The following is a 26,460-nucleotide window of genomic DNA, read 5'->3' as shown; positions in this document are numbered from 1 at the left end:
CCGGCTCCAGCATCGTCTCAGGAGGCCGCCATGCCCGAGCCGTCCGTTCTCGCTTCGCTGGTGTCCGGGCTGCGGAGCGGCTCGATCGACGTCGTCGACCTGACGTCGCCGCTGTCGTCGTCGACACCGGTGATCCAGCTGCCGCCCGAGTTCGGCCAGACCGCCGTGTTCGCACTGGAGGAGATCAGCCGGTACGACGACCGGGGACCGGCCTGGTACTGGAACAACTTCCGCAGCGGCGAGCACACCGGCACCCACTTCGACGCACCGAACCACTGGGTCACCGGCAAGGACCTCGCCGACGTGGCCTCGGTGCCGGCGCGGCGGCTGATCGCACCGGCGGCCGTGCTGGACTTCACCGCCGAAGCGGACGCCAACCCGGACTTCCTCGTCGAAGTGGACCATGTGAAGGCATGGGAGGCGGAGAACGGCCCGCTGCCCGACGGCGGTTGGCTGCTGCTGCGCACCGGCTGGGACGCCCGCTCGGACACCCAGGAGGCCTTCCTCAACGCGGACGAGAACGGTCCGCACACTCCGGGCCTGTCGCCGGAATGCGCCCGCTGGGTGGCCGAGGAGTCCCCGGTGATCGGCCTCGGCGTCGAGACGGTGGGCACCGACGCCGGAGGCGCCCACTCCTTCGACCCGATGTTCCCGTGCCACTCCTATCTCATGGGCAGCGACAAGTACGGGCTCACCCAGCTGCGGAACCTCGCCGCGCTGCCGCCGACCGGTGCCGTCGTCATCGCGGGACCCCTGCCCATCGTCACCGGCTCCGGGGCTCCCGCGCGGGTGCTCGCCCTCGTGGAACGGTCATGAACGTCGCGGAGGCGGTCGGCCGGGCGCTGGTGGCGGCCGGGGTCGAGCAGGTCTTCGGCGTGGTCGGATCGGGCAACTTCCACCCGACCAACGCCATGGTCGCGGCGGGCGCGCGGTTCGTCGCCGCCCGCCACGAGGGCGGCGCGGCGACCATGGCCGACGCGTACGCGCGGATGAGCGGCACGGTGCCGGCGCTGAGTGTGCACCAGGGGCCCGGCCTGACGAACGCGGTCACGGGGATCGCCGAGGCGGCCAAGAGCCGTACGCCCCTCGTCGTGCTGGCGGCAGAGGTGACCGAGCCGAAGTCGAACTTCTACGTCGACCAGGAGGGACTGGCACACGCGGTCGGCGCGGTCACGGCGCGGATCACGTCCGCCGAGGACGCGGTCGAGCAGGCCTGCGCTGCCGTACGTCGCGCCCTGCACGAGCGCCGCACCGTCCTGCTCAACCTCCCCCTGCCGGTGCAGTCCCTGGACGTGCCGGACGGCGCCCTGGCGCCAAGCGCTCCGCGGGAAGTGCGGCGATCGGCCGTCGAGCGTCTGCGGGCCCGTCGTGGCTGGTCGCGCAGTTCCCCGCGCCCCTTCGGGGCGTTGCCGAACCGTACCGGACTTCACCGAGGCCGCTCAGCCGCCGCGCCACCCGAACGAGCGCCGGTCGAACCGTCGGCGGCCGAAGTGACCGCGCTGGCACGGCTGTTGGGGCAGGCCCGGCACCCGGTGTTCGTGGCCGGACGGGGAGCACGCGGGCGCGGTGGCCGGGACGCTCTCGAAGCGCTCGCCGAGCGCCACGGCGCACTGCTCGCGACGTCGGCCGTCGCCCGCGGCCTGTTCCACGGCAACCCCTGGTCGCTCGACGTGTCCGGCGGTTTCGCGTCCCCCGTGGCCGCCGAACTGATCCAGGGCGCGGACCTGATCGTGGGCTGGGGCTGCGCGCTGAACATGTGGACCATGCGGCACGGGCGACTGATCGGCCCGGAGGCGAGCGTCGTCCAGGTCGACGACGACGCGTCCGCGCTCGGCGCACACCGGGCGCTCGACCTCGGCGTCACCGGCGACGTGACCCGCACGGCACGGCTCGTGCTCGACGCGGGCGGCGGACCACGGCAGGGCTACCGCACCCCCGAGGTCGGCGCGCACATCGCCGCACGCGTGCGCTGGCGGGACGTGCCGTACGAGGACACGAGCGGCCGTGAGCGGATCGACCCGCGGACGCTGAGCATCGCGCTCGACGACATCCTCCCCGGCGAGCGGGTCATCGGCGTGGACTCCGGCAACTTCATGGGCTACCCCAGCATGTACCTGTCGGTGCCCGACCAGTACGGCTTCTGCTTCACCCAGGCCTTCCAGTCGATCGGCCTGGGGCTGGCGACCACGATCGGTGCGGCGCTGGCCCAGCCGGACCGGCTTCCCGTGGCCGCGCTCGGGGACGGCGGCGCGATGATGGGCGCCGCCGAACTCGACACGGTCCGCCGGCTCGGACTGCCGATGGTGGTCGTCGTCTACAACGACGACGCCTACGGAGCGGAGGTGCACCACTTCGGGCCGGACGGACACGCGCTCGACCTGGTCGAGTTCCCGCCGACGGACATCGCCGCCGTGGCCCGCGGGTACGGCTTCGAGGCGGTGACCGTGCGCTCGCGGGCGGACCTGAAGGCCGTAGAGGACTGGGTGGCCGGGCCACGCTCCGCACCGCTGCTCATCGACGCCAAGGTGGTCCGGGATCACGGGTCCTGGTGGCTGGAGGAGGCGTTCCGGGGTCACTGAGCGATGCTCAGCTGACGGGCCCGCGTTCGATGCAGGCCCGTCGGACTGGGCGACCGATCAGGACGACTGGGCGGTCCGGTACAGGTTCTGCGCGTCCGCGCCGAAGACCGGCCCGTACATCGCGTTCGGCAGGAAGTTGTACTTGAAGCTGTTCACCGAGGACTGCAGACCGGTGCCGGTCGCCTCGTCGAACTGGGTGAACCAGGGGCCTCCGCTGGAGCCACCGGTCATGTTGCAGGTCATGCCGTGGTCGCTGGACAGCAGGAAGTCCCGGTAGGTGGTGCCGCTGCAGTAGATGAACTTCTCGCCGTCGTACGGGGCGGCGGCGGGGAAGCCGAAGGCGTACATCGCCTTGTTGTAGCCGGTGTTGAAGGCCAGGCCCTGGCCGCCGACGACATCCGTGAGGCTCTTGCCGTCGAGAGGTGCGACCACGGCCGCGCCTATGTCGTAGTTGATGTCCTCACTGGCCGTCCACTGCGGCGTGGACAGCGTCTTGGTCGCCGACCACCTGCCGTACGGCGCCTGTCCGTCGTGGTATCCGGGCACGAACACCCAGTTGGTGTGCCAGGCCCCCTCCAGCTTCACACAGTGGCCGGCGGTCATCACCGTGCTCTTGTTGGCGCTGGTGACCGCGTTGCCGGAGCAGGACGCGGTGCGGCCCTGGTAGGTGAAGAACACCCGGCCCGCGGTCTTCACCACGGCCCCGCCTCCGGTCCAGGCGCCACCGCTGTTGGGGATGGCCAGGGTTCCGACGGGGGAGGACGGGGCGCTCGGTGCGACGACGGTCTTCTTGCCCTGGCGTGGGGCCGAGGCTGTCACGTCGGAGCGGTCGACGGACAGGACGTCGAGCGGGATGGCCTGCCGCATCCGCTCAGAGGTCCAGAAGTCACGGGCGCGTTCCTGCGCCGCGAGGGGCACCGCTCCCGGTTCCTCAGTGGTGGCACCGGCCGGGGCGGCGGTGACGCCCGTGGCCAGGAGGGCGGCGACGCCGGCCAGCGCGCCGAGGACGGTGCGCCGGACGCGGGTACCGCCGGATGTGCGGAGTCTGCCTATCACGCGGTCTCCTTCTGCGGTGGGGGGGACCGGGCGGTGGGGACCATCCGCCCGGGTGGGCAGGGGTGTTACTGCGTGCGCAGTTCAGGGCAGCGTGCCATCAAGAAGCGGCGTCTGGGCAGGTGCACGCCACAACCATGGCCGAAAATCCACAAAGTCCGCATGGATCAGGCCTTCGCACCGCCCCGGACCACGAGCTTCCGGAGCAGCGGCCACACCAGCAGCAGCACGACCACCGCGTAAACGGTCACCGCGAACGGCGTGTTGACCAGCCCCGAGACACTGCCGTCGCTGATTTGCAGGGCACGCCGCAGCTGCTGCTCGGCGTTCGGGCCGAGGATCACGCCGATGACGGCCGGCAGGATCGGCAGGCCATAGCGCCGCATGCCGAACCCGATCAGCCCGATCACCAGCAGGGTGACCAGGTCGATCACCTCGCCGCCGACCGCGTACGCACCGACCATCGCGAAGAACAGGATCCCCGCGTACAGATACGGCCGCGGAATGCGCAGCAGCTTCGCCCACAGAGGCGCCAGCGGCAGGTTGAGCGCGAGCAGCAGCACCATGCCGACGAACAGCGACGCGATCAGCCCCCACACCAGCTCCGGCTCGCGCTCGAACAGCAGCGGACCGGGCTGGATGCCGTACTGCTGGAACGCGGCCAGCATCACCGCGGCGACCGCCGTCGTCGGCAGCCCCAGCGTCAGCATCGACACCAGCGTGCCCGCCGCCGAGGCCGACGCCGCCGACTCCGGTCCCGCGACACCCTCGATGGCGCCCTTGCCCCACTCGTCCTTGTGCTTCGACAGCCGTTTCTCCGTGACGTACGACAGGAAGGTGGGGATCTCCGCGCCGCCCGCCGGAATCGCGCCGAACGGGAAGCCGATGAACGGGCCGCGCAGCCATGACTTCCAGGTCCGCCGCACATCCCCGCGGCCCAGCCACGGGCGGCCCACCGGGATCGGCTCGCCCGGATCGCGCCGCAGATGCGCCGCGACCCACAGCGCCTCGCCGATCGCGAAGAGCCCCACCGCCACGATCACCACGTCGATGCCGTCGGCGAGTTGGAGCGAACCGAAGGTGAGACGCTGCTGCCCCGTCATCTGGTCCAGGCCCACCAGGCCGAGCGTCAGGCCGATCAGCAGGGAGGCGAGTCCCCGGATCCGGGACGAGCCGAGGACCGACGTCACGGCGATGAACGCCAGCACCATGATGGCGAAGTAGTCCGGAGCGCCGATGTCCACGGCCAGGTCGGCGACCGTCGGCGCCAGCGCCACCAGCAGGATCGTGCCGATCAGGCCGCCCGCGAAGTGACCGATGGCGGCAGCAGCCAGGGCCTGCGAGCCACGCCCCGACTTGGCCATGGGGTTGCCCTCCATGGCCGCGACCACGGCGGCGCTCTCGCCGGGCGTGTTGAGCAGGATCGAGGTGGTGGAGCCGCCGAACATCGCGCCGTAGTAGATCCCCGCGAACATGATGAACGCGGCGATCGGGTCGAGCCCGTACGTCACCGGCAGCAGCAGCGCGACCGCCATCGCGGGACCGATGCCGGGCAGCACCCCGATCGCGGTGCCGAGCAGCACACCGAGGGCCGCCCACAGCAGGTTGATCGGGGTGAGGGCCGTACCGAAGCCGTCCAGAAGGGAGTTGAGGGCGTTCATGTCACAGCGCTCCCATCAGGGGGCCACCGGGCAGCGGCACTCCGAGCAGGTTGTTGAAGACGGCGTAGGTGACGAGGGACAGGACGGCCGCGATGAGCGGGTCGCGGTCGATGCGGCGGCTGCCGAGAGCGAAGGCGGCGCCCCAGAAGAGCAGCGCGCCCGCGGCGGGGAAGCCCAGCGGCTCGATGAGGACGGCCGCGCCGAGGAACACCCCGGTGAGCAACAACACCGTGCGCCCGTCGGCGGGTTCGGACAGGTCGATGTCCTCGCCGGTCTCCGCCTGGCCACGGCCGCCGCGCAGCACGTCCACGGCGAGGAGCGCGGCGATGACGAGGAGCCCGATGCCGACGACGATCGGCACCGTCTTCGGGCCGACGGGACCGCGCTGGGCGATGTCGACGTCCATGGTGAGCGCGTCGGTCAGCACCAGCACGCCGAGCGCCAGCAGCAGGGCGCAGACGCCGAGTTCGGAGTGCTCGCGCAGCCACGAGCCACGGCCGGCCGTCTCGGCGGGGGGAGTATCCGTCTGTGTCGTCACAGTCCCAGCTCCTTCAGTACCGACACCACGCGCTTGTCCTGGGCGTCCAGGAAGTCACCGAACTCCTCGCCGGTCAGGAAGGCGTCCTCCCAGCCGTTCTGCTCCAGGGACTTCTGCCACTCGGGGGAGTCGTGGAGCTCCTCGAGGAGCCGGGTGAGCTTGTCGCGTTCGGCGGCGGACAGGCCGGGCGGGGCGACGATGCCGCGCCAGTTGGTGAAGTTCACGTCGTAGCCGGACTCCTTGAGCGTGGGCGCGTCCTTGAGTTCGCCGACGCGCTCCGGGCCGGTGACCGCGAGCACTCGCAGCTCGCCCGCCTTGATCTGGTCGAGGTACTCGCCGACGCCGGACACCCCGAAGCCGACCTTGTTGCCGAGGATCGAGGCGAGCAGCTCACCGCCGCCGTCGAAGGGGATGTAGTTGACCTCCTTCGGCGCGATGCCCGCGGCCCGCGCCATCAGCATCGGCGCGAGATGGTCGGGCCCGCCGGGCGAGGAGCCACCGCCTACCGGAAGCTTGCCCGGGTCGCCCTTCCATGCCTCGATCAGTTCGTCGATCGACTTGTACGGGGAGTCCTTGGCGACCACGACCACGTCCTGCTCCTCGGTGAGCCGGGCGATCGGGGTGGTGTCGGCGAGGGTCTTGGGCGCGTGGTTGGAGCGGGCCGCGCCCACGACCCCGAGGCCCATGGACATCGCGAGCTTGCCGTTGCCGTGCTCGCCCACCAGCCGGGTCAGTCCGACGGTGCCGCCGGCGCCGGGCAGGTTGAACACCTCGATGGAGTGCGTGAGTCCGGCGTCCTCGGCGTTCTTCGCGGCGGTCCTGGCTGTGATGTCGTAGCCGCCGCCGGGGGTGTTGGGGACCATGAAGCGCAGGCCCGGGATCTGTGTGCCGGTGTCGGAGCCGCTGCCGGTGGTCAGCAGCGGCGGTGCCACCAGGACCAGCACGGCGGCCCCGAGCAGGGCGAGCGGGGTGCGCAGACGCACGAGTGCCACCACCTGTCGGTCGATGCGGGTTTGTGGAGCGTGATGTGGGCCACATGGTGCACGGGCGGCGACGGCCTGTCTCGCTTCCGGAACCAACGGAGGTTTTGGTCTTTGTGTCAGCGGCGGGGCGGCGACGGATGTCTTCCCCCGCTCCCGGGCCAAGGCCATCATGGGGCCGTCCCGGCACCCGAACCACCAGGTCAGAGATTGAGCAGGTCGTGGTCACCACCTTCCGTCGCCAGACCCTCGCGGGCGAGATGCTGGTGCTCCAACTCGCCATCGTCGTGGTGGTGTTGGTGGCAGTCGCCGGCGTTTCCCTTGCCCAGTCCGAGGCGACGTTCAACCGCGTCGAGGGCCGCCGCGTCGCTGCGCTGGCCGAACAACTGGCCGCCACGCCCCTGGTGCGCAGCGAGCTCGCCCAGCCGGTGCCGCAGGAGGGCCTGAGCCGGTCGGGCGAGGTCGGCTGCGGTTCGGCAGCGCCCCGAAGGGGGGCGGGGAACTGCGCGACCAGCCACCACGGTGCCGCAGACGACCCACGACCCATCGCGGCCCCGCGGCGGAGCCGCATATCGACACAGCCAGCGGAGCGCCTGGCCCCGCTGGTGAACTCCATGCAGACCCAGTCCGGAGTCACCTCGGTCACGGTGGCCGACGCCGCCGGCCGGATCGTCAGCTCCACCAACGCCACGGTGATCGGCGACCGGCTGCCCCTGGGGGAGGGCGCTGCTGCGGGGCGCGGCTGGTCGGGGCCGCTGACGCTGGACGGCAGTCACGAGCTGGTGGCCCAGGTGCCCGTCCTCGGGGCTACGCGGCAGAACCTCGGCCGGCACCTCGGCACGGTGATGATCGGCGAGGCCGACCCGACGGTGTGGCAGCGCCTGAGCGGCGCGTCCTCCTATCTCCTCGCCTACCTGGGCATCGCCAGCGGTCTCGGCGTGGCCGGCTCCTGGCTGCTCGCCCGGCGCGTGAAACGGCAGACCCTCGGCCTGGAGCCACGTGAGATCGCCGGGCTGGCCGAACACCGCGAGGCCATGCTGTACGGCATCGCCGAGGGCGTGATCGCCCTGGACCCGGCGGCCCGGCTGACCCTCGTCAACGAGATGGGCCGGACCCTGCTCGACCTGCCCGAGGAGTGCGTGGGCCGGAGCCTGGACCAGCTCGGCATCGAGGGACGGCTGCGGGACGTCCTCGCCGGGGCCACGCCCGACCAGCGGGACCAGGTCGTCGTACGCCACGGCCGCGTCCTGGTCATGAACCGCATGACCGTGACCAAGGACGGCCGTCTGCTCGGCTCCGTCACCACCCTGCGGGACCGCACCGAACTCGCCCGCCTGGAGCGGGAGATCGGCTCCTTCCGCAGTTCGTCGGAGCTGCTGCGCGCGCAGGCCCACGAGTTCGCCAACCAGCTGCACACCATCTCCGGACTCATCCAGATCGGCGAGCAGGACGAGGTGGTCCGCTACATCCGCGCCCTGAGCCGGCACCGGCAGTCGCTGGACATCACGCTCAGCCGCCGCGTCCGCGACACCGCCGTCGCCGCCCTGCTGACCGCGAAGGCCTCCCTCGCGGCCGAGCGGAAGGTCACACTGCGGATCTCGGACGACACCGCGCTCGACCGGCTCACCCCTGAGGACGCCGCCGACGTGGCGACCGTGGTCGGCAACCTCGTCGACAACGCCGTGGACGCCGCGGCGCACGACGGCGGACGCTGGGTCGAGGTCGAGCTGCGGCAGGACGCCTCCAGTGTGGAGATCGTCGTACGGGATTCGGGTCCCGGTGTGGCACCGGAACTCGCCCAGGAGGTGTTCCAGCACGGCTTCACCACCAAGGCCGCCCAGGAAGGCGAGCGCGGTATAGGCCTGGCGCTGACCCGGCTGGTCTGCGAACGTCACGGCGGTGAGATCTCGGTGGCCAACACCCCCGACGGGGCCATGTTCACCGCGCGCATGACCGTCAGCCACCTCACCGACGCGGTGGCGGAAGGAGCGACATGACCGACGACCCGAACCAGATAGGCGTCCTCATCGTCGACGACGACTTCATGGTGGCCAGAGTCCATCGCACCTTCGTCGAACGCGTTCCGCCCTTCACCGTCGTCGGCGTCGCCACCACCGGCGAGGAGGCCATCGCCGCCGTCGACGCACTCCGCCCGGACGTCGTCCTGCTCGACCTCTACCTGCCCGACGTCTTCGGCCTCGACGTCATCCCCCGGCTGCGCACCGCCGGCCACGACTGCGACGTCATGGTGATCAGCGCCGCACGGGAGGGCGACACGGTACGCCGGGCCGTGCGCCGAGGCGTCGTCGACTACCTGCTGAAACCGTTCGAGTTCGAGGACCTGCGCTCCCGACTGGAGCGGTACGCCGCCCAGCGCGGCCGGCTGCTCTCCACGGTCGTCCGCAGCCAGGCCGACGTGGACCGGGTCATGGCCTCGGGCGCCGTACCGGTGCCGGCGGCCAGCCCGCTGCCCAAGGGCATGAGCGTGGAGACCGCCGAACTCATCGAGCGCACCCTCCGCGATTGCGCCGGCACCCTGTCCGCCTCCGAGTGCGCGACCCTGACCGGTGTCTCCCGGGTCAGCGCCCGACGCTACCTGGAGTACTTCCACACCACCGGGAACGCGGAGGTCTCCCTGCGCTACGGCGCGGCAGGGCGTCCCGAACGCCGCTACCGGTTCCGCGGGCAGCCCGCTGTCATGCGGTGAGCTCCTTGCGGATGCGGTCCAGCATGAACGCCGAGGAGTCGCGGGCCCGCTCCTCCCAGGCGAAGACACAGGACGTGGCGACGCCGTCGAAGCCGAGTTCGCGCAGGGTGCCGAAGAAGGCGTCCCAGTCGACCTCGCCCTGGCCGATGTCGAGGTGCTGGTGGATACGGGCGGGGGTGCCGGGCGGGTTCAGGATGTAGCGCAGGCCCGACGAACCCTTGTGGTTGAAGGAGTCCGCGATGTGCACATGCTGGAGCTTGTCGTCCGTGTAGCGGATCATCGCCGCGATGTCGAGTTCCCGGACCGCTTGAGGAAGACGTGGGTCTGCTTGGCACCCGCGGTGACCTTGACGCCGCCCGTGGCGTCACCTGCCGGCCCCGGCAAGGGCGTTGAGCGCACCCGCGCCAGATCGGCGGCGTCCGTCGCGCCGTTGACCTTGGTGTCGGAGGCGTCCTTGCAGGCGGCCGGCTTGGCGTCGGGCAACGGTCTGCCGCCGGGGCCGGTGACCGGGCAGCGCTTGGTGTCGTCGTCGAGGTCGGGCAGGCTGACGGCGCCCCGGCCGACGGTCCAACTGTCCTCGCCGGCCGTGTCGGTGTCGCCGGTGAGATCGACCCGGCCGTCACGGTTGACGTCCGCTCGGAGATCGGCTGTCGCGGCCGGCTCCGCGGCGACGGCAGGGGAGAGCTGCGTGGCCGGCACGGATCCCGTGGCGGCGAGGGCGAGGAACACGGATCCCGCGGGCTGGGTGCGTAAACGCGTACGTGCGCGCACGGCGAATCCCTTCTCGGTGGGCGTGTTTCGCCGTGCAAGAGGAGAAATAGGGGCTGTGCGTTGACTGTGAGGTGAGGAGTTCTTACCGGGGTCTGCACACTGGGGCCGCGCCGGCGGCCCCAGTGAGGAGCTGCCTAGCAGATGTTCTGGCTGCTGTTGACCAACGTGTTGTTGCGGAACGTGGTGTTGGTGCCGCAAGGGCTTTCCCTGATCGCCGAGTTGGTCACCCGGAGGTTCTGGATGGTGATGTTGGAGTTGTTGGGGAACTCCGAGCGGGCCGCGAGCCGGATCTCGCCGCCGCCGGTGACGCTGCCGCTCTGCGCGGCGATGTTCACGTTGGTGCAGTTCTCGACCAGGATCGAGTTGTTGCCGGTGTTGGAGATGTTCACCCGGTCGATGACCGCGCCGCCGCTCTCGGAGACGCAGAACACCCCTCGGCCGCCGCCGCGCGCGATCACCTCGCCCACGCGGATGTTGGTGGGGTACGAACTGCCCACCCGGCCATTGCGGTTGGCCATGCGGAACGCCGCGTAGCCGGTGCCGGTGCCCGCGCCGTCCGCGTCGACCTTGGTGACGGTGGCGTTGATGGTCTGGTTGAGCAGCAGTCCGGACTCGCCCACGTTGCGCGCGGTGACCGTACCGACGGTGAGGCCGTCGACGCCGTACGTCTCCACGGCGTGGCTGCTCGCGCCGGACACATACACGTTGTCGATCCTGACGTTCCGCGTCCACTGGCTGGTGTCGCCGCGGTTGTCGATGCGGACGCCGAGGCCGCGCGACAGCCGCATGTCGATCTGGCCGAGGACGACGTTCTGCACGTTGCGCATGAAGACGCCGTACAGCGGGCTGCCCGTGAGGGTGAGGTGCTGGACCTCGATGTCGCGGGCGCCGCGGGCGTACACCGGGGCCTGGTCGCCGGAGCCCGATCCGGTGACGTTGATCGTGCCGCAGACGTCGAGCACGGTGTAGCTGGGCAGCGAGACCCGGGATCCGGCGCTGATGGAGCCCGATCCGCGGACGACGACCCGTTCCTTCGAGGTGCGGCCCGCGGTAAGGCTGCCCACGGCCGCCTGCATGGCGGCGCGCATGTCGCTGCCGGTGTACACGACACTGCTGCCGCGCCGGGCGGTCCAGGTGCTGCCGTTGAGTACCGCCTCCGCCTGGTAGGAGCCCTCACCGCACGCCGCCGCCACCTGCGGCGGAGCGGCCGCGTGCGCGGGTTCGGTGAGCAGGGCCGCTCCGGTGAGCAGGGCGGTGGCGCATGCGGCGGCGGCAACGGCGCGTCGTCCGGGGGCCGTTGCGGGAGTGTCGGCGAGGTGTTGTGCGGCTCTGCGTCCCATCTCGTCTTCTCCAAGTGATCCAGATGTGGGGTGTGCGGGGGGTGGATCCCTCGCCGGTGCCGTCGTCGAATCCGGTTCGACTGAATCGATTCACGACCGGGGGTGTGCGTGACCTGGGGGGTCGTGGCTCCAAGGGGTCCCGCGGCGTGCGGCGAGGATGTAGCAAGCGTTTTCTACGAGCGGTCGGTGAGTGTGCCAACGGGGGTCGGGGGCGTCAAGGGGCGAGGACGGGTTTGCCGCCGCGCGTACGGGCTACGCGGGCGGCGTGCCCTGCTTCGTCGATCCGGGAGGTCCGATGACCCGGCAGATACGTGACGTGATGTCGCCCGGCGCGGCAGCCGTCGAGCCGATGACGACCGTCGCGCGGGCGGCCCGGCTGATGCGGGAGCAGAACGTCGGCGATGTGCTGGTGGCGTACGACTGCGATCTGTTCGGTGTGCTCACCGACCGCGACATCGTGGTCCGGACGCTCGCCGAGGGCCGCGACCCCGACACCACCGCCGTCGGATCGGTGTGCACGCGCCCGCCCGTGGTGACCCTGACCCCCGACGACACCACCGACCGGGCGGCCGAGCTGATGCGCCGCCACGCCGTCCGGAGGCTGCCGGTCGTCGAACGGGGCGGCTGCCCGGTCGGCGTCGTCAGCCTCGGCGACCTCGCCACGGTCGACGACCCGCGTTCCGCGCTGGCCGACATCAGCAGGGCGGATCCCACCCGCTGACGCAGTGAGGAGCGTGCCATGACTCAGCACGTACGCGACATCATGACCAGCACACCCGTGACGGTCGACCCGCTCACGTCCGTGACCGCGGTGGCCCGGCTCATGCGGGACCAGGACATCGGGGACGTCCTGGTCACCGAGGAAGGACGGCTGCGCGGCATCGTCAGCGACCGTGACCTCGTGGTCCGTGCCGTTGCCGAGGGCGAGGACCCGGAGCACACGACCGTGGCCCAGGTGTGCAGCGGCGATGTGTTCAGCGTCGGCCCCGACGACGACGTCGACCGGGTGGCCGAGCTGATGCGCGAGCACGCCGTACGCCGGATACCGGTCGTGGCGGACGAGCACCCCGTGGGCATCGTCACCCTCGGCGACCTGGCCGTCGAACGGGCCCCGGAAACGCCGCTCGGGAACATCAGCGCCTCCAAGCCCAACCGGTAGCGAGGCGCCCATGGCACCCGGCCCGACGACGAGGTCGCCGCGCCGTTCCAGGAGCACGCGGACCTGAACCCGATCACCGGCGGAGACGCGTTCAAGACCCGTGCCCACGAGAAGGCCGCCCGCTCGATCGGCGGCTTTCACACCGACGTCTTCACGCTCGACGTCAAGGCCTGACGGAGATCCCCAACGTCGGCACGTCGATCGCCGAGAAGGTCGTCGAGTGCATCGGCACCGGCCGGGTGTCCGCGGTCGAGTAGCAGGGCAAGCCCGGCACGCGGCCGCTGCACGGCGCGGAACTGGACATCGAGCCGGACGGCGAGGTGGACTGGCCGGAGGGTTTCCTCGCCGGCTTCGAGCTGTGCGTGGCCGACGGCGAGTCCGGGCTTGCGAGAACCCGTGCGTCAACATCATCGGCGACCCCGCCACGCGCCTCTTCGGCAAGCGGCCGCCCATCGATGCCGACCTCGACGAGTTCTTCGCCGCCTGCGCGGGGCACGGCCCAGCGCGGCCGGCTCACCAAGGACGACGTGATCAACACCTGGCCGCAGACCCCGCTGCGGCGCTTCCTGAGAAAGGGGCGCTCCGCAGCTTGACCCAGGTCATTCCTCTGCGTCGCGGACCAGGAGTGCGATCTGCACCCGGTTCTCGACCGCCAGCTTGGCGAACAGGTTGCCTGTGTGTGCCTTGACGGTCGCGACGCTGATGCGCAGCCTCTGGGCGATCTCCGGGTTGCCCAGTCCGTCCGCGATGGCCCGAGCGGTTTCGCGTTCTCGCTCGGTCAGTGTGGACAGCTGTTTCCGTGCGGCTTCGCGGGTTGAGCTGCGAGCGTGAGAGGACTGCGGGCCGGTGGCCGCGGCGATCACCCGTGCCGTGGCCGCCGGAGACAGCACGGGGTTGCCGTCCGCGACAGTCCGCACCGCATCGAGAATCTGCGGCGGTTGGGTGTCCTTGAGGACGAACCCGAGTGCTCCGGCGCGCAGTGCGCCGAGCACCAGATCGTCGGAGTCGAATGTGGTCAGCATGAGCACCCGGGGCGGCGCCGGTCGGGTGAGGAGTTCCCGGGTCGTGCTGAGACCGTCACGGCCGGGCATGCGCACGTCCATCAGCACGACATCCGGCCGCTGCTCGTCCACCACGGTGATCGCGGCGTTCCCGTCCGCCGCCTCCGCGACGACGGTCAGGTCCGGTTCGCCGTCGATGACGAGCCGCAGCGCCATGCGCACCAGTTGTTCGTCGTCGACGATGACGACACGCACCGGCTCCCGCTCGCTGTCCACTCAGGTTCTCTTTTCGTGGGTGGGGTCCGGCCAGGGTAGTTGGGCGGTGAGGAGGTATCCGTCGTCGGGTGTGGGGTGATGGTCGAGTTTTCCGCCGGCGAGGTCGACTCGTTCGGTGAGACCGAGTAGGCCGAAGCCCGACGCCGGTGGTTGAGCGTTTCTTGTGGTGGCCGCGGAATTGTGGACGCTGACGTGGAGTTGGTCGCCCGCTGTTCCGTCGAGGGCGATGTGTATGCGTGCGCCCGGGGCGTGTTTGGCGGCGTTGGTCAGTCCTTCTTGGACGACCCGGTAGCAGGTTCGTCCGACGACGTCGGACGGTGTCCCCGTCATGGTGGTGGTGAGCGTGACGTCCAGTCCGGAGGTGCGGGCGTCGGTCACCAGGTCGGGGATGCGGTCGAGGGAGGGCTGGGGTGGTTCCGGTCGGCCCGGATCGGCCCGGAGCACACCGAGGACATCCCGTAGTTCTTCCAGGGCTTGGTGGGAGCCGTCGGCGATGCCGCGGACCAGCACGCGGTTTTCCTCTGCTGCGAGGTCGCTGCGGTGGTCCAGCACTCCTGCCTGCATGGCGACCAGGGAGATCCGGTGCGCGAGCACGTCGTGCATCTCGCGGGCGATCCGGTTGCGTTCCAGGGCCCGTGCCTGCGCCGCTCGTGCGGTCTGTTCCCGTTCCGCGCTCTCCGCCCGCTCTCGCAAGGACCGCACTTCGACACGCCGCGCTCCGATGGCCATGCCCACGGCCACCGCGATACCTGCGGTCAGTGCCGAGAACGCGAGCTGGAACCACAACGAGCCGGGCGGGCTCTGGACCGGGTAGAGCCCGATGGCGAACTGTGACGCGGTCACGTAGGCCAGCCCGACGACCCCGATCTCCACCGGACGGCGACGGGTGGAGAGCGAGGCCAGCGCCAGAAGCGCGGCGCCGGTGGCGAGTGTCGACGTGGTCGAGGCGATCGCGACCGTCATGGCGACGACGAGCGGGAACCGCCGTCGCCACAGAAGCGCCGTCAGGCAGCCGAGAGCCACCATCGGATCACCGGTGACGAACCAGGAGCCCGTTCCGGCCGCCTGCCAGTGCAGTACCGCACCGGTGGAGAGCCAGGCCGGTATGCCCACTGCCGCGGCTGCCGCCAGCCGCCAGGTCTGCTGCCACCACCCGAGCCGTGGCGCGACGTCCGTATTCACCTGGCCATTGTCGCGACACCGTACGGCCGGTGAGTCAGACCGGGGGCTGAAGTGCCTTCGACCAGAGTCGAATCGCCGCCTCGACTTTGGGCGAAGGCGATTCGAGCCGCCGGGCCGATGTGCCGGCGGGGCCGCACGAACAGACTCGTCGAGGCGGTCGGAACGTTGATCACAGCCCTGTCCGCCCAAGCCGTGATCCGCGACGGGGCCGTCCCCGCATGCCCGTTCCGGCGATCCCGTGCGCCCCCGTACCCCCCCTCAGGAGGACATCAGATGCGCCGAACCTTGTCCCTCGGCCTCGCCGCCACCGCGGTGACTGTGGCGACCGCGATGCCGGGAAGGCCGGTGGCGGCGACGCCGGACACCGTGCGGTGGGGTCCGTGCTCGGAGAAGGCCGCCTTGCCCCCTCTGGATTGCTCGACGCTCGAAGTCCCGCTGGACTACCGGGATCCGGACGGCCGGCAGATAGAGATCGCGATCTCCCGGCTGGCGAGCAAGGACCCCTCGAAGCGCCGCGGCGTGCTGCTGACCAATCCGGGCGGCCCCGGCATCACGGGACTCGGCTACCCGGCCGTTCTCGCCGGCTCAGGGCTGCCGCAGGAGGTACTGGACTCCTACGACCTGATCGGCCTCGACCCGCGTGGCGTCGGCCGCAGCGCGCCGGTGACCTGCGATCTGACGCCGGAGCAGCAGGCACGCGGCAACGTCCCGCCGTACGCGCACACCGCGGCCGATGTCGCGCGGGAGGCGGGGAACGCGCGCACTGTGGCCGAGCAGTGCGCCACCTCACGGACGGCGTGGATGCTGCCGCACACCACCACCGCGAACATCGCGCGCGACATGGACCGGATCCGGGCGGCGCTGGGCGAGCCGAAGCTCTCGTACCTCGGGGCCTCCTACGGCAGTTACCTCGGTGCGGTGTACACGACGCTGTTCCCGAAGCGCAGCGACCGGGTCGTGCTCGACAGCAACCTGGGCCCCGGCGGTTACGACGTCACGGCCATGCGGTTGCTCGCCCGTGGACTGGAGGACCGGTTCCCGGACTTCGCGGCGTTCGCGGCCGCGCACCCCGAGTACGGTCTGGGCACCACACCGCAACAGGTGAGGGCGAAGTTCTTCGATCTCGCCAAGCGGCTGGAAGCGAAACCGGTCCAGGGCTTCGATGGGACGTCGTTCCGAGGGATCACGTTCGACCGCCTCTACAGCGATGCGGACATGCCCCTGCTGGCCAAGACCTGGCAGGCGCTCGACACGGACCAGCCACCGCCGCCCATCCCGCCGTTTCCGAACATAGAGAACCTCATGTCCGCCCGCTTTTTGGTGATCTGCGGCGATACGCGCTGGCCGGAGACGGTCCGGGAATATCAGCGCAACGTCACGGTCGACCGGCTGAAATACCCGATGCTGGGCGGGTCCACGGCCGGCATCGGACCGTGCGCGTTCTGGCCGGACGAGCGGGTCGAGCCGCCGGTACGCATCGGTGACCGGGGCCCGTCGAACGTGCTCATGGTGCAGAACGAGCGCGACCCGGGGACCCCGCTGGTCGGTGCCCAGGAGCTGCGGCGGGCGTTCGGGAAGCGGGCCACGATGGTGACGGCCGACCAGGGCGGGCACGGTGTCCACCCGTTCGGCCCCAACACGTGCGCGAACAGCACGGTGACGGCGTTCCTGACCACCGGGCAGCGCCCGTCGCAGGACCTCGCCTGCGCGGCGGAGCCGCATGTCGGCACAGCCCGCGGAGCGCTCAGCGGCGGTACAGCCCGATGAGGGTGCCGTCGGCGAGTTCCTGTCTCTCCACGGCCTGCCGTACGTCGTCGGCGCGCGGGGCGTCCGGGAGCACGCAGGGCTCGGCGAGGGCGTAGAGGTGGAAGACGTAGTGGTGCGACTCGTCCCCGGGCGGCGGGTGGGGTCCGCCCCAGCCGGGACGGCCGTAGCCGTTGACGAGTTCGGTGCCGCCGGGCGGGCTCTGCCCCTCGCTCACGCCGTCGCTGTGGGGATCGACGCCCACGACGATCCAGTGCACGAAGTTCCCCGACGGGGCGTCGGGGTCCTCGCACATCAGGACCAGCTCGGCCGCGTCGTCCGGCACGCCGGACCAGGCCAGGGGCGGGGAGACGTTCTCCCCCTCCAGCGCGTACCGGCGGGGGACGGGGGCGTGGTCGGTGAATGCGCTGCTCTTGAGTTCGATGCCGGTCATGTGGCCCGGAGTACCCCTCAGGCGGCCGGACGTATCAGGGGGACGTGTGGATCTCCGCGCGACGGATACCCGGGCCAGGTCAGGAGTGCTACGGACTGAGGGAGGCCCGGTCCGATGATCTCGCAGACCGTTCTGGTGCCCGCCGACGGCGTCGAGCTCCCCGGCGACTTCGACGTCCCGGCGCCCGCCCACGGCGTCGTCCTGTTCGCGCACGGCAGCGGCAGCTCCCGCCACAGCCCGCGCAACCGGCAGGTCGCCGCCGAGCTCCGCACCGCCGCCCTGGGCACGCTGCTGATGGACCTGCTGACCGAGGCGGAGGACCGGCAGGACGCGCTGACCGCCGAGCACCGCTTCGACATTCCGCTGCTCGGGCGCCGTCTGGTCGCAGCGATCGACTGGCTCGACGCGGAACCCGAGGTCCAGGGACTGCCCGTCGTCCTGTTCGGGGCCAGCACCGGTGCGGCTGCCGCCCTGATGGCCGCGGCGGACCGGCCGGACCGGGTCCTGACCGTGGTCTCGCGCGGCGGACGGCCCGACCTGGCGAGCAACGCGCTGGACCTCGTACGCGCACCCGTGCTGCTCGTCGTCGGCGGGCACGACGAGCAGGTGCTGCGGCTCAACGAGGACGCCGCCCGGCGTCTGCGGGCCCCCTGCACGCTGCGTGTCGTGCCGGGCGCCACCCACCTGTTCGAGGAGCCGGGCGCGCTGGAGCAGGTCGCCGGCCTGGCCCGGGAGTGGTGTGTGGAACGCCTGGGCGCGCGGCAGCGGTGACGCCGTGTGGGCGAGGGGAGGGCCGGGTACCCGGCAGGCGCGCACGGAGGCAACCGGAAGGAGCAGCCATGCAGTTCCGTGACCGCAAGCAGGCCGGGCGGGAACTGGCCGAGCGGCTGCGCACCCTGCAGGAGAAAGGGGCTCTCCCGCACGCTGTCGTACTCGCGCTGCCCCGCGGTGGCGTCGCGGTCGCGCGCGAGGTCGCACACGCGCTGGACGCCCCGCTTGACGTCCTCGTGGTCCGCAAGATCGGGGCGCCGTTCCAGGAGGAGCTGGGCGTCGGCGCGATCGCCGGCGACGACCCGCCGCTCTTCGACGAACGGGCCCTCGACCGGCTGGGCCTGAGCGAGGCCGCCCTCGCCGAGACCGTCGACCGGGAGCGGGAGGAGGTACGGCGTCGCGAACGGCGCTACCGGCGCGGCCGTCCCCCGGTGGACCTGCGGGGCCGCACCGTGATCGTCGTCGACGACGGCCTGGCCACCGGCGCGACCGCGCGCGCCGCACTGCGCCGGGTCCGCCGTGAGGCGCCCGAACAGGTCGTCCTGGCCGTTCCGGTCTGCTCACCGGAGGCGGTCGAGCTGCTGCGCGACGAGGCCGACGAGGTGATCTGCCTGCACCGGCCGGAGCAGTTCATGGCCGTCGGCCTCTGGTACGAGAACTTCGACCAGCTCACCGACGACGAGGTCCTCGACGCGCTGCACGGCTCCCACACCCTGCCCGGCTGAGGAAGGGGAAGCGAGTGACGGAAGCGACCGGCACCGTCCTGGTCGGCGTCGACGACACCCCGCAGGCCTGGCTCGCCGCGGACTGGGCGACCCGGGAGGCGGCGCTGCGCGGAGCGGCACTCCAGGTCGTGCACGCGGTGACAGACGCCGACGAGCGGGTCCGCGGTGCGGCCGCCGATCTGCTGCAGGACGCCCGGACCCGGATCACGACCGCCCACCCCGGGCTGCGGATCGACACCGTCCTCGGGCACCAGGAGCCCGCTGGGGCGGTCCTGACCGCGGCCGAGGACACCGACGCCGGCCTGATCGCGCTCGGCACCCGGGGACGGCGCGGCTTCGCCGGACTGCTGCTGGGATTCGTGAGCGTCGCAGATGAGCTGACGTCCTCGGTGATCCGGGGCATGCCCGGATTCCGGGGGAGCGGCCGTGGTGCGTGGCAGGGTGTGGACGCCTGTCACTGGGCTGCGGGCCGTGCGCTGGTTGAGCACGGTGCTCATCGTGTGCGGTACCTGCCGCCTGTGGCCCCGCCGGCTGCGGCGATTCGGAAGCTGGGGTATCCGCCCCGCCGGACGCTTTCCGCCCGGCGTGGACCCGGGCGGGGCGGGAACCCCGCGTCGCTTTCCTGGGCACGGGGCGGATTCTCGGTGAGACCAGACCACTCCGGTCTCTCGACGCCGCCCACGCTACTTACCGGCAATCAGGATCCCCATGCCATTTCAGGCACTGCGAAACACCCTCGCGTCACGGAGGCGGAGCGATGGACCTGGTCGAGGAGCGCCCCTGCCGCTTCCGCATCGAGCCGTACGACGGGATGCGCGTGCCCGGCGTCGTGTTCGCCTCCCGAGACCTGCTGAGGGACGCCGAGCAGTCGCTGGAGCAGGTCGTCAACGTGGCCACGCTGCCCGGCATCGTCGGCGCCTCGTACGCCATGCCGGACATCCACTGGGGCTACGGCTTCCCCATCGGCGGCGTCGCCGCGACCGCCGTGGACGAGGGCGGCGTGGTCTCGCCCGGCGGGGTCGGCTTCGACATCTCCTGCGGGGTGCGGCTGCTGTCGGCCGACTGCAACGGGCGGGAGCTGCGCAGGGCGCTGCCCGCGGTCATGGACGGCCTGGACCGGCGGATACCGCGCGGCGCCGGGCCCGGCGGGGTGTGGCGGCTCGGCGGGCAGGCGGAGCTGGAGCGGATCCTGCGGGGCGGCTCCCGGTACGCCGTCGAGCAGGGCCACGGCGAGCAGCGCGACCTCACCCGCTGCGAGGACGGCGGGGCGGTCGCCGACGCCGACGCGACGCAGGTCAGCGAGCGGGCCCGGGAACGGGGCCTCGGCCAGGTCGGCAGCCTCGGCTCCGCGAACCACTTCCTGGAGATCCAGGAGATCGCCGAGGTGTACGACGAACCGGTCGCCGCTGCCTTCGGCCTCGCCCGCGGCCAGGTGTGCGTGATGATCCACTGCGGTTCACGCGGCCTCGGCCACCAGATCTGCACCGACCACGTCCGGGCGATGGACCGGGCCATGACCCGCTACGGCATCACCGTCCCCGACCGTCAGCTGGCCTGCACCCCGGTCGACTCGCCCGAGGGCCAGGCCTACCTGGGCGCGATGGCCGCCGCCGCCAACTACGGCCGCGCCAACCGCCAGTTGCTGTCCGACGCGGCCCGCGGGGTCTTCCGCCGCGTCACCGGCGCACAGCTGTCGCTGGTGTACGACGTGTCCCACAACCTCGCCAAGATGGAGACGCACGAGGTGGACGGCGCCCGGCGCCTGCTGTGCGTGCACCGCAAGGGCGCCACCCGCGCCTTCCCGCCCGGCCACCCCGAACTGCCCAAGGAGCTACGGGAGTTCGGCCAGCCGGTGCTCATCCCCGGCACCATGGGCACGGCGTCCTACGTGCTGGCCGGGGTGCCCGGCGGCGACGCCTTCCACTCCACCTGCCACGGCGCGGGCCGCACCCTCAGCCGGCACCGGGCCGCCCGCACCGTGACGGGCAGGGAACTGCGCGCCCGGCTGGAGTCGGCCGGTATCGCCGTCCGGCCGAAGTCGATGCGCGGGCTGGCCGAGGAGACCCCGGAGGCCTACAAGGACGTCAGCGCGGTGGTCGCCGCGAGCGAGACGGCTGGGCTGTGCCGGACCGTGGCCAAGCTCGTGCCGCTGGGCGTGGTGAAGGGATGAGCCGGATCCGCTCACACGTCGATGGTCACCGCGCAGGACCAGCCGTACGGACCGGGCTCGATGCGCAGGTTCTCCCACGCGATGCCCTTCGGTGCGGCGCCGATGACCTCCACCACGCCGAGGTCGGCGACCGCCATCCGCACGTCGAGCCCTTCGTCGTACGCCTCCGCCTCCACATCGACCGGCACCTGCCCGTGCACCTCCAGCCGGAAGACGACCTCGTCGAGCAGCGTGGTCAGCAGATCCTCGGGGCTGCCTTCGGCCAGCCGCAGCCGGGCCACGCCGGTCGCCCGGGTCCCGGAGACGTCCGCGAAGCCCTCCACCATGCCCGTGACGGCCTCCACCAGACAGCGCTCGCGGCTCTCCCCCCAGGCCTCGACGCGCACGTCAGCCGTGTGCGGCACCAGCCGGTGCCCGCTCGTCCCGCGCCTGCGCGCCGTGATGTCGTCGCCCATGTCACCGACCATGCCCACCGTGTGCCCACTGCGCAGAACCGCACACTGGTTTCGGGGGGCATGTGCGGACCGGCAGGGGAGCCACCGCCTCAGGAGCCGCCATGACCGACCCGACCCACCCCGCGCTCGCACCCGCACTGCGGGACGTGCGGGCCGTCGTCTTCGACACGGACGGAGTGATCACCGACTCGGCCCGGGTGCACGCCGCCGCCTGGCGGACCGCCTTCGACGCCTACCTGCGTCAGCACCCGCCCGAGGACCCGGACCAGCGGCGCCCCTTCGATCCCCGGGACGACTACCTGCGGCACGTGGACGGCAAGTCCCGACTCGACGGTGCCGCCGCCTTCCTCGCCTCCCGCGGGCTCGACACATCCGACGGGACCGTACAGGCCGTCGCCGCGGACAAGGAGCGCCTCTTCACCGAGCGGCTGCGCACCCACGGTGTCGACGCCTACCCCGGGACGGTCCGGCTGGTGCGTGCCCTGCGCGAGGCCGGGGTACCCGTGGCGGCGGCCTCGGCGTCCCGGCACGCGGGTGAACTGCTCACCCGGGCCGGAGTCCGGGACCTCTTCGACGCCCTGGTGGACGGCGGTGAGGCGGCCCGGCTGGGGCTCGCCGGCAAACCCGAGCCCGACCTCTTCCTGGAGGCGGCCCGCCGGCTCGGCGTCCCCGCCGGGCACACCGCTGTCGTGGAGGACGCGCTGGCCGGGGTGGAAGCGGGGCGTCGGGGTGCGTTCGCACTCGTCGTCGGCGTGGACCGGGCCGCCGGTGCGGACACCGGCGCGAGACTGCTGCGGCACGGCGCCGACATCGTCGTACGAGATCTGGCAGAACTGCTCGTGGAAGGAGCACCGCGGTGACGGCAGCGACGTCCTGGACCTGGGAGTACGACGGCTACGAAGCAGCGGACGAACGGCTCAGGGAGTCGCTGTGCACGCTGGGCAACGGATACTTCGCCACCCGTGGCGCGTTCCCGGAGTGCACGGCCGACGAGGTGCACTACCCGGGCACGTATGTGGCCGGCTGCTACAACCGGCTCACCTCGGACGTCGCGGGGCGCCGCGTCGAGAACGAGGACATGGTCAACCTGCCGAACTGGCTGTCGCTGCGCTTCCGCCGCCCCGGCGGGCGGTGGCTCGCACCCGACACGGCGACGGTCCTCGACCACCGACAGGTGCTGCACCTCGACTCGGGGCTGCTGGAGCGGCTGACGCGGTACACGCTGGCGGAGGGCAAGACCCTGTTCGTACGGCAGCAGCGGTTCGTGGACATGGCCGACCCCCATCTGGCGGTCCTGCGCACCGAGTTCACCGCCGAAGGCTTCGCCGGTGCCCTCGACGTCGAGGCGGCGCTCGACGGGGGCGTCACCAACTCCGGGGTCACGCGCTACCGCGATCTGGACGGCCACCATCTGACCCATGTGCACACCGGGAGTTCCGCACCCGACAGGGTCTGGCTGCGCTGCCGGACCCGTACCTCGGACATCCGGATCGGCATGGCGGCCCGCCTGACCGCCGACGTCCCGGTGACCGAGCGGCTGGAGGTCTCCCGAGCCGTCCAGCGGATCCGCCTCGACCTGATTCCCGGCCGTACCGCCACCGTGGACAAGACGGTCGCCCTGCACACCTCCCGCGACCCCGCGATCAGCGATCCGCTGGACGCCGCTGTCGACCGGGTGGACGCGGCCTCCGGCTTCGACGACCTGCTGAAGACCCACCGCACGGCCTGGGACCAGCTGTGGCGGCGGGCCGAGATCGACGTCCCCGGGGCCGCGGGCCGCATTCTCCGGCTGCACCTCTTCCACGTCCTGCAGACCCTCTCGCCGCACACCGCCGACCTGGACGTGGGCGTGCCCGCCCGGGGACTGCACGGTGAGGCGTACCGGGGGCACGTCTTCTGGGACGAGCTGTTCGTGCTGCCGTATCTGAACCTGCACTTCCCGGAGGTGTCCCGGGCCCTGCTCGGCTACCGCCACCGGCGCATGGACCAGGCCCGTGCCGCCGCCCGCGCGACCGGGCGGCGCGGTGCGCTCTATCCGTGGCAGAGCGGCAGCAACGGGCGGGAGGAGACCCAGGAACTGCACCTCAACCCGCGCTCGGGGCGCTGGCTGCCGGACCACTCCCGCCTTCAGCACCACGTCGGCTCGGCGATCGCGTACAACGTGTGGCAGTACTGCGAGGCGAGCGGCGACGCCGAGTTCCTGCACACCAAGGGCGCCGAGATGCTGCTGCAGATCGCCCGCTACTGGGCGGACTCGGCCGTGTACGACGAGGGCCTGGGCCGGTATCGCATCCGGGGCGTGGTCGGGCCCGACGAGTACCACGACGCCTACCCCGACGCGAAGCGGCCCGGCCTCGACGACAACGCGTACACCAACGTCACCGCCGCATGGGTGCTCACCCGCACCCTGGAGGTGCTGCGTGCCCTGCCCGAACCCCGCCGCCGTGAACTCCTCGAACGCACCGGCCTGGACGGCGGCGAGAGGGAGCAGTGGGAGGAGGTGTCGCGCACCCTCCATGTGCCCTTCCACCGGGGTGTCATCAGCCAGTTCGAGGGCTACGGCGACCTCGCCGAACTCGACTGGGACGGCTACCGCAAGCGCTACGGCGACATCCGGCGCCTGGACCGGATCCTGGAGGCGGAGGGCGACACCGTCAACCGCTACCAGGCGTCCAAGCAGGCCGATGTGCTGATGCTCGGGTACCTCTTCTCACCGGCCGAACTCCAAGGAATCTTCAGCCGGTTGGGCCACCGGCTGGACCAGGACACCTGGCGGCGCACGGTCGACTACTACCTGCGGCGCACCAGCCACGGGTCGACCCTCAGCGGCCTGGTCCACGGCTGGGTGCTGGCCCGGGCCCGGCGCGCGGAGGCCTGGATGTTCTGCCAGGAGGCGCTGCGCGGCGACATCGCCGACCTGCAGGGCGGCACCACCGGCGAGGGCATCCACCTCGGCGCCATGGCCGGCACCCTCGACCTCGTCCAGCGCGGACTGACCGGACTGGAGACCCGTGGCGGGGCGCTGTGCCTCGACCCGGTGCCGCTGCCGGAGCTGTCCTCGTACGGCTTCGCCATCCACTACCAGGGCCACTGGGGCATCCGGCTACGGCTGGAACACGAGCGGCTGGAGATCACGGTGCCCCCGTCCGACCGCGACCCGATCGACGTCCGCCTGCCGGACCGCACGGTGTCCGTCCAGCCGGGCGAGATGCGTCGGCTGGTGCTGCCGGGGTGATGTCACGTTCTGCGGGGGCGAGACCCTCGGTCGGGGCGTACAGGGTGATCATGTACGGCGCCACCGTCATGCTCGCCACCGCGACGGCGGCGGGCAGCGAGACCGGTCGGGCACCGACGAAGAGCAGCGCCATAGCGGCGAAAAGCGCCGCGGAGAACCAGACATGGCGGGTGCGCAGGGAGAGGTGCCACGGCAGCCGCTGCTTCCGCCGCTGCTCCGAAGAGCACCCGGGCCCACCGGCGCGGCCGTCACCGCCACCCACGCGCGTGTGCCTGAGTCGCCCCCGACAGGGCCGCCAAGCGGCGAAGTTGGCGAGGCGGCACAGGTGTACGGCAGGCGCTACCCAGCCACCGGCGCGTCGGCAGACCCGATTCAGGAGGTCAAGGTACCGGACGTGGCCGACGGGTGTACACGCCTGATCCGCGACTCCCGCGACGTCAACTCGCGTCGTATCGCGGACGGCTGACCTCTCCGCCCGAGTCGCTGCCACTGGCGAAACCCTGCTGACCTGCGCGAGCGCGCTGGGGCTCGGTGTGCTCAAGCACCAAGTTCCGGTCAACCGGGGGGCATTCGGTGACGACTCCCGGTACTGCGGCGGTTACCCACCGAAGCCCCGGGTGCGGCAGACTGCCGTGAGCCGTACCCGGGCGTGGTCGATCGCGGCACCGGGTGGGCGGTACGAAAGGCGTCGACTCGGCTGGATGAGAGGGAGTTTCATGGACCGGTATCTCAGGGGGGCGAGGCTCTGGCCCGACGGGTGGACCAAGCTCAGGGTGGACTTCGTCCCGCGGCTCCCCGAGATCAAACCGGTGACCGACAACTATCGCCCGGTCCTCGCCCGGTTCGGGTTCGTCTCGCCGGTCAAGGACGAGTGGCTGCACGAGACGCTGGCCGTCGTCGACGACCGGCCCGCGAGCGAGGTGACCGGACCGGAACTCGCCCTGTTCGAAGGCCGGTTGCGGGAACGGCTCGGCGCGGTGCCCCCCTTCACGGTGACGGTGGGCACGGCGGTGGCCGGCCGGTGCGGTGTCCTGCTCGACATCGCTCCCGAGGACGAGTTCCAGGAGCTGCGGCACCAGGCCAGGGACGCCGTCGTGGAGGTGTTCGGCGAGGATGCCGACGACTACGAGGACGAACGCCCGAGGATCTCGCTCGCCTACGGCACCGCACTCGGCGACTCGCGGCTCCTGCAGAGCAGGCTGCGCAGCGCCTCGGGCCGGCGGGCCACGCTGACCGTGGACGGCGCACGGCTCGTGGAGGCTGTCCAGGACCGCAAGCAGCACGAGATCCGCTGGCAGGAGCTGGCGTTCGTGCCGCTGGGCGGTGCGGGGTGAGGGCCGTCCTCAACCGGCCTTCTCCGTAAGGGCGTTGAACATCACCCGTCCCGGTCGCGTACCTCAGGGCACACCGATCCCGGACGACAGGAGTACCTGCCATGGCCGAGAAGCAGTACACCGTCATCGGCATGAGCTGCGGCCACTGCGCGGCGAGCGTCACCGAAGAGGTGGTGGCGGTACCCGGCGTCACCGAGGTCGACGTCGATGTGCGGGTCGGCCGGGTGATCGTACGAGGGGAGCAGTTCGGCGAGGACGCGGTGCGCAGCGCGATCGTCGAGGCGGGCTTCGACGTGGCGCGGGGCGCACGGGCCGCCGCGGCCTGA

General features: G+C 71.6%; 25 protein-coding genes and 3 pseudogenes. 17 read left to right on the top strand and 11 right to left on the bottom strand.

The window, feature by feature from the left end; all coding sequences use genetic code 11:
• Window positions 1–30: 30 nt before the first annotated feature.
• A complete protein-coding gene (locus tag QQY66_RS05200) occupies window positions 31–816 on the top strand; it encodes a cyclase family protein (RefSeq protein ID WP_301977885.1) in 786 nt (261 codons plus the stop codon).
• Window positions 813–2,579, top strand: a complete 1,767-nt coding sequence (locus QQY66_RS05195) for a thiamine pyrophosphate-binding protein (protein WP_301977884.1) — start codon at window positions 813–815, stop codon at window positions 2,577–2,579. Before QQY66_RS05200 ends, QQY66_RS05195 begins: the two co-directional genes overlap by 4 nt.
• 57 nt (window positions 2,580–2,636) lie before the next feature.
• Here QQY66_RS05195 and QQY66_RS05190 read toward each other — a convergent pair whose 3' ends face one another.
• The 4 genes from QQY66_RS05190 to QQY66_RS05175 form a co-directional block, all read right to left on the bottom strand.
• On the bottom strand, window positions 2,637–3,632 hold the full coding sequence (locus tag QQY66_RS05190; RefSeq protein WP_301987178.1) for a serine protease: 996 nt from the start codon (window positions 3,630–3,632) through the stop codon (window positions 2,637–2,639).
• A gap of 167 nt (window positions 3,633–3,799) precedes the next feature.
• Window positions 3,800–5,293: a tripartite tricarboxylate transporter permease gene (locus QQY66_RS05185; RefSeq protein ID WP_301977882.1), complete on the bottom strand. Its 1,494-nt coding sequence runs from the start codon at window positions 5,291–5,293 to the stop codon at window positions 3,800–3,802.
• Window position 5,294: 1 nt separating this feature from the next.
• Window positions 5,295–5,831 (bottom strand): tripartite tricarboxylate transporter TctB family protein, encoded by a 537-nt coding sequence (locus QQY66_RS05180; RefSeq protein WP_301977880.1) that lies wholly within the window; start codon window positions 5,829–5,831, stop codon window positions 5,295–5,297.
• On the bottom strand, window positions 5,828–6,814 hold the full coding sequence (locus tag QQY66_RS05175) for a tripartite tricarboxylate transporter substrate binding protein (protein ID WP_301987176.1): 987 nt from the start codon (window positions 6,812–6,814) through the stop codon (window positions 5,828–5,830). The genes QQY66_RS05180 and QQY66_RS05175 overlap by 4 nt, the downstream gene beginning before the upstream one ends.
• Window positions 6,815–7,032: 218 nt before the next feature.
• On the opposite strand from QQY66_RS05175, the gene QQY66_RS05170 reads away from it, so the two are divergent.
• Window positions 7,033–8,808 (top strand): ATP-binding protein, encoded by a 1,776-nt coding sequence (locus QQY66_RS05170; RefSeq protein ID WP_301977878.1) that lies wholly within the window; start codon window positions 7,033–7,035, stop codon window positions 8,806–8,808.
• Entirely contained in the window at window positions 8,805–9,518 is a 714-nt protein-coding gene (locus QQY66_RS05165; RefSeq protein ID WP_301977876.1) for a response regulator, read from the top strand. Before QQY66_RS05170 ends, QQY66_RS05165 begins: the two co-directional genes overlap by 4 nt.
• Here QQY66_RS05165 and QQY66_RS05160 read toward each other — a convergent pair.
• From QQY66_RS05160 to QQY66_RS05150, 3 genes and pseudogenes are all read right to left on the bottom strand, one after another.
• Window positions 9,508–9,810: pseudogene (locus QQY66_RS05160) on the bottom strand (TIM barrel protein); the annotation flags it as partial. The gene QQY66_RS05165 and the pseudogene QQY66_RS05160 sit on opposite strands and share 11 nt — an antisense overlap.
• Window positions 9,795–10,289, bottom strand: coding sequence for a hypothetical protein (locus QQY66_RS05155; protein WP_367666960.1), 495 nt, complete (start codon window positions 10,287–10,289; stop codon window positions 9,795–9,797). The pseudogene QQY66_RS05160 and the gene QQY66_RS05155, both read right to left, overlap by 16 nt.
• Window positions 10,290–10,423: 134 nt before the next feature.
• Window positions 10,424–11,629 (bottom strand): hypothetical protein, encoded by a 1,206-nt coding sequence (locus QQY66_RS05150; RefSeq protein WP_301977874.1) that lies wholly within the window; start codon window positions 11,627–11,629, stop codon window positions 10,424–10,426.
• Window positions 11,630–11,924: 295 nt separating this feature from the next.
• Here QQY66_RS05150 and QQY66_RS05145 point away from each other — a divergent pair, with 295 nt between their 5' ends.
• The 4 genes and pseudogenes from QQY66_RS05145 to QQY66_RS05135 form a co-directional block, all read left to right on the top strand.
• The gene (locus QQY66_RS05145; RefSeq protein ID WP_301977872.1) at window positions 11,925–12,350 is read left to right on the top strand and encodes a CBS domain-containing protein; all 426 of its coding nucleotides are present in this window, start codon (window positions 11,925–11,927) and stop codon (window positions 12,348–12,350) included.
• Between the two features lie 18 nt (window positions 12,351–12,368).
• On the top strand, window positions 12,369–12,788 hold the full coding sequence (locus QQY66_RS05140) for a CBS domain-containing protein (RefSeq protein WP_301977870.1): 420 nt from the start codon (window positions 12,369–12,371) through the stop codon (window positions 12,786–12,788).
• A 39-nt stretch (window positions 12,789–12,827) separates the two neighbouring features.
• Window positions 12,828–12,962 (top strand): annotated as a pseudogene (locus QQY66_RS50225) (helix-hairpin-helix domain-containing protein); the annotation flags it as partial.
• Between the two features lie 95 nt (window positions 12,963–13,057).
• Window positions 13,058–13,381, top strand: a pseudogene (locus QQY66_RS05135) (DNA polymerase/3'-5' exonuclease PolX); the annotation flags it as partial.
• A gap of 6 nt (window positions 13,382–13,387) precedes the next feature.
• On the opposite strand, the gene QQY66_RS05130 reads toward QQY66_RS05135, so the two are convergent.
• Window positions 13,388–14,065 (bottom strand): response regulator transcription factor, encoded by a 678-nt coding sequence (locus QQY66_RS05130; protein ID WP_301977869.1) that lies wholly within the window; start codon window positions 14,063–14,065, stop codon window positions 13,388–13,390.
• A complete protein-coding gene (locus QQY66_RS05125; protein WP_301977868.1) occupies window positions 14,066–15,247 on the bottom strand; it encodes a sensor histidine kinase in 1,182 nt (393 codons plus the stop codon).
• Window positions 15,248–15,520: 273 nt separating this feature from the next.
• On the opposite strand from QQY66_RS05125, the gene QQY66_RS05120 reads away from it, so the two are divergent.
• The gene (locus QQY66_RS05120; RefSeq protein ID WP_301977867.1) at window positions 15,521–17,014 is read left to right on the top strand and encodes an alpha/beta hydrolase; all 1,494 of its coding nucleotides are present in this window, start codon (window positions 15,521–15,523) and stop codon (window positions 17,012–17,014) included.
• On the opposite strand, the gene QQY66_RS05115 is transcribed toward QQY66_RS05120, so the two are convergent.
• Window positions 16,992–17,444 (bottom strand): YbhB/YbcL family Raf kinase inhibitor-like protein, encoded by a 453-nt coding sequence (locus QQY66_RS05115; protein WP_301977866.1) that lies wholly within the window; start codon window positions 17,442–17,444, stop codon window positions 16,992–16,994. The genes QQY66_RS05120 and QQY66_RS05115 overlap by 23 nt on opposite strands.
• Before the next feature lie 114 nt (window positions 17,445–17,558).
• Here QQY66_RS05115 and QQY66_RS05110 point away from each other — a divergent pair, with 114 nt between their 5' ends.
• The 4 genes from QQY66_RS05110 to QQY66_RS05095 all read left to right on the top strand — a co-directional run bounded on the left by QQY66_RS05110 (window position 17,559) and on the right by QQY66_RS05095 (window position 21,110).
• Window positions 17,559–18,215, top strand: coding sequence for a dienelactone hydrolase family protein (locus tag QQY66_RS05110; RefSeq protein WP_301977864.1), 657 nt, complete (start codon window positions 17,559–17,561; stop codon window positions 18,213–18,215).
• 68 nt (window positions 18,216–18,283) lie between these two features.
• Window positions 18,284–18,940 carry a phosphoribosyltransferase gene (locus tag QQY66_RS05105; protein ID WP_301977862.1) on the top strand — a complete coding sequence of 219 codons (657 nt, stop codon included), beginning with the start codon at window positions 18,284–18,286 and terminating at the stop codon, window positions 18,938–18,940.
• A 14-nt stretch (window positions 18,941–18,954) separates the two neighbouring features.
• Window positions 18,955–19,794: a universal stress protein gene (locus tag QQY66_RS05100; RefSeq protein ID WP_301977860.1), complete on the top strand. Its 840-nt coding sequence runs from the start codon at window positions 18,955–18,957 to the stop codon at window positions 19,792–19,794.
• Entirely contained in the window at window positions 19,698–21,110 is a 1,413-nt protein-coding gene (locus QQY66_RS05095) for an RtcB family protein (RefSeq protein WP_301977857.1), read from the top strand. Before QQY66_RS05100 ends, QQY66_RS05095 begins: the two co-directional genes overlap by 97 nt.
• Window positions 21,111–21,121: 11 nt before the next feature.
• Here the strand turns inward: QQY66_RS05095 and QQY66_RS05090 are convergent, their stop codons facing one another.
• The gene (locus QQY66_RS05090; RefSeq protein ID WP_301977855.1) at window positions 21,122–21,565 is read right to left on the bottom strand and encodes an archease; all 444 of its coding nucleotides are present in this window, start codon (window positions 21,563–21,565) and stop codon (window positions 21,122–21,124) included.
• A 101-nt stretch (window positions 21,566–21,666) separates the two neighbouring features.
• On the opposite strand from QQY66_RS05090, the gene QQY66_RS05085 reads away from it, so the two are divergent.
• From QQY66_RS05085 to QQY66_RS05070, 4 genes are all read left to right on the top strand, one after another.
• The gene (locus QQY66_RS05085) at window positions 21,667–22,425 is read left to right on the top strand and encodes an HAD family phosphatase (RefSeq protein WP_301977853.1); all 759 of its coding nucleotides are present in this window, start codon (window positions 21,667–21,669) and stop codon (window positions 22,423–22,425) included.
• Window positions 22,422–24,800, top strand: a complete 2,379-nt coding sequence (locus QQY66_RS05080) for a glycoside hydrolase family 65 protein (protein WP_301977851.1) — start codon at window positions 22,422–22,424, stop codon at window positions 24,798–24,800. Before QQY66_RS05085 ends, QQY66_RS05080 begins: the two co-directional genes overlap by 4 nt.
• A 716-nt stretch (window positions 24,801–25,516) precedes the next feature.
• On the top strand, window positions 25,517–26,134 hold the full coding sequence (locus QQY66_RS05075) for a 2'-5' RNA ligase family protein (RefSeq protein WP_301977849.1): 618 nt from the start codon (window positions 25,517–25,519) through the stop codon (window positions 26,132–26,134).
• A 101-nt stretch (window positions 26,135–26,235) separates the two neighbouring features.
• Window positions 26,236–26,460 (top strand): heavy-metal-associated domain-containing protein, encoded by a 225-nt coding sequence (locus tag QQY66_RS05070; protein ID WP_301977847.1) that lies wholly within the window; start codon window positions 26,236–26,238, stop codon window positions 26,458–26,460.

It is taken from the genome of Streptomyces sp. DG2A-72, from assembly GCF_030499575.1.
In the GTDB taxonomy this organism is placed as follows: Bacteria; Actinomycetota; Actinomycetes; order Streptomycetales; family Streptomycetaceae; genus Streptomyces.
This window is presented reverse-complemented; position numbering and strand designations above follow the sequence as displayed.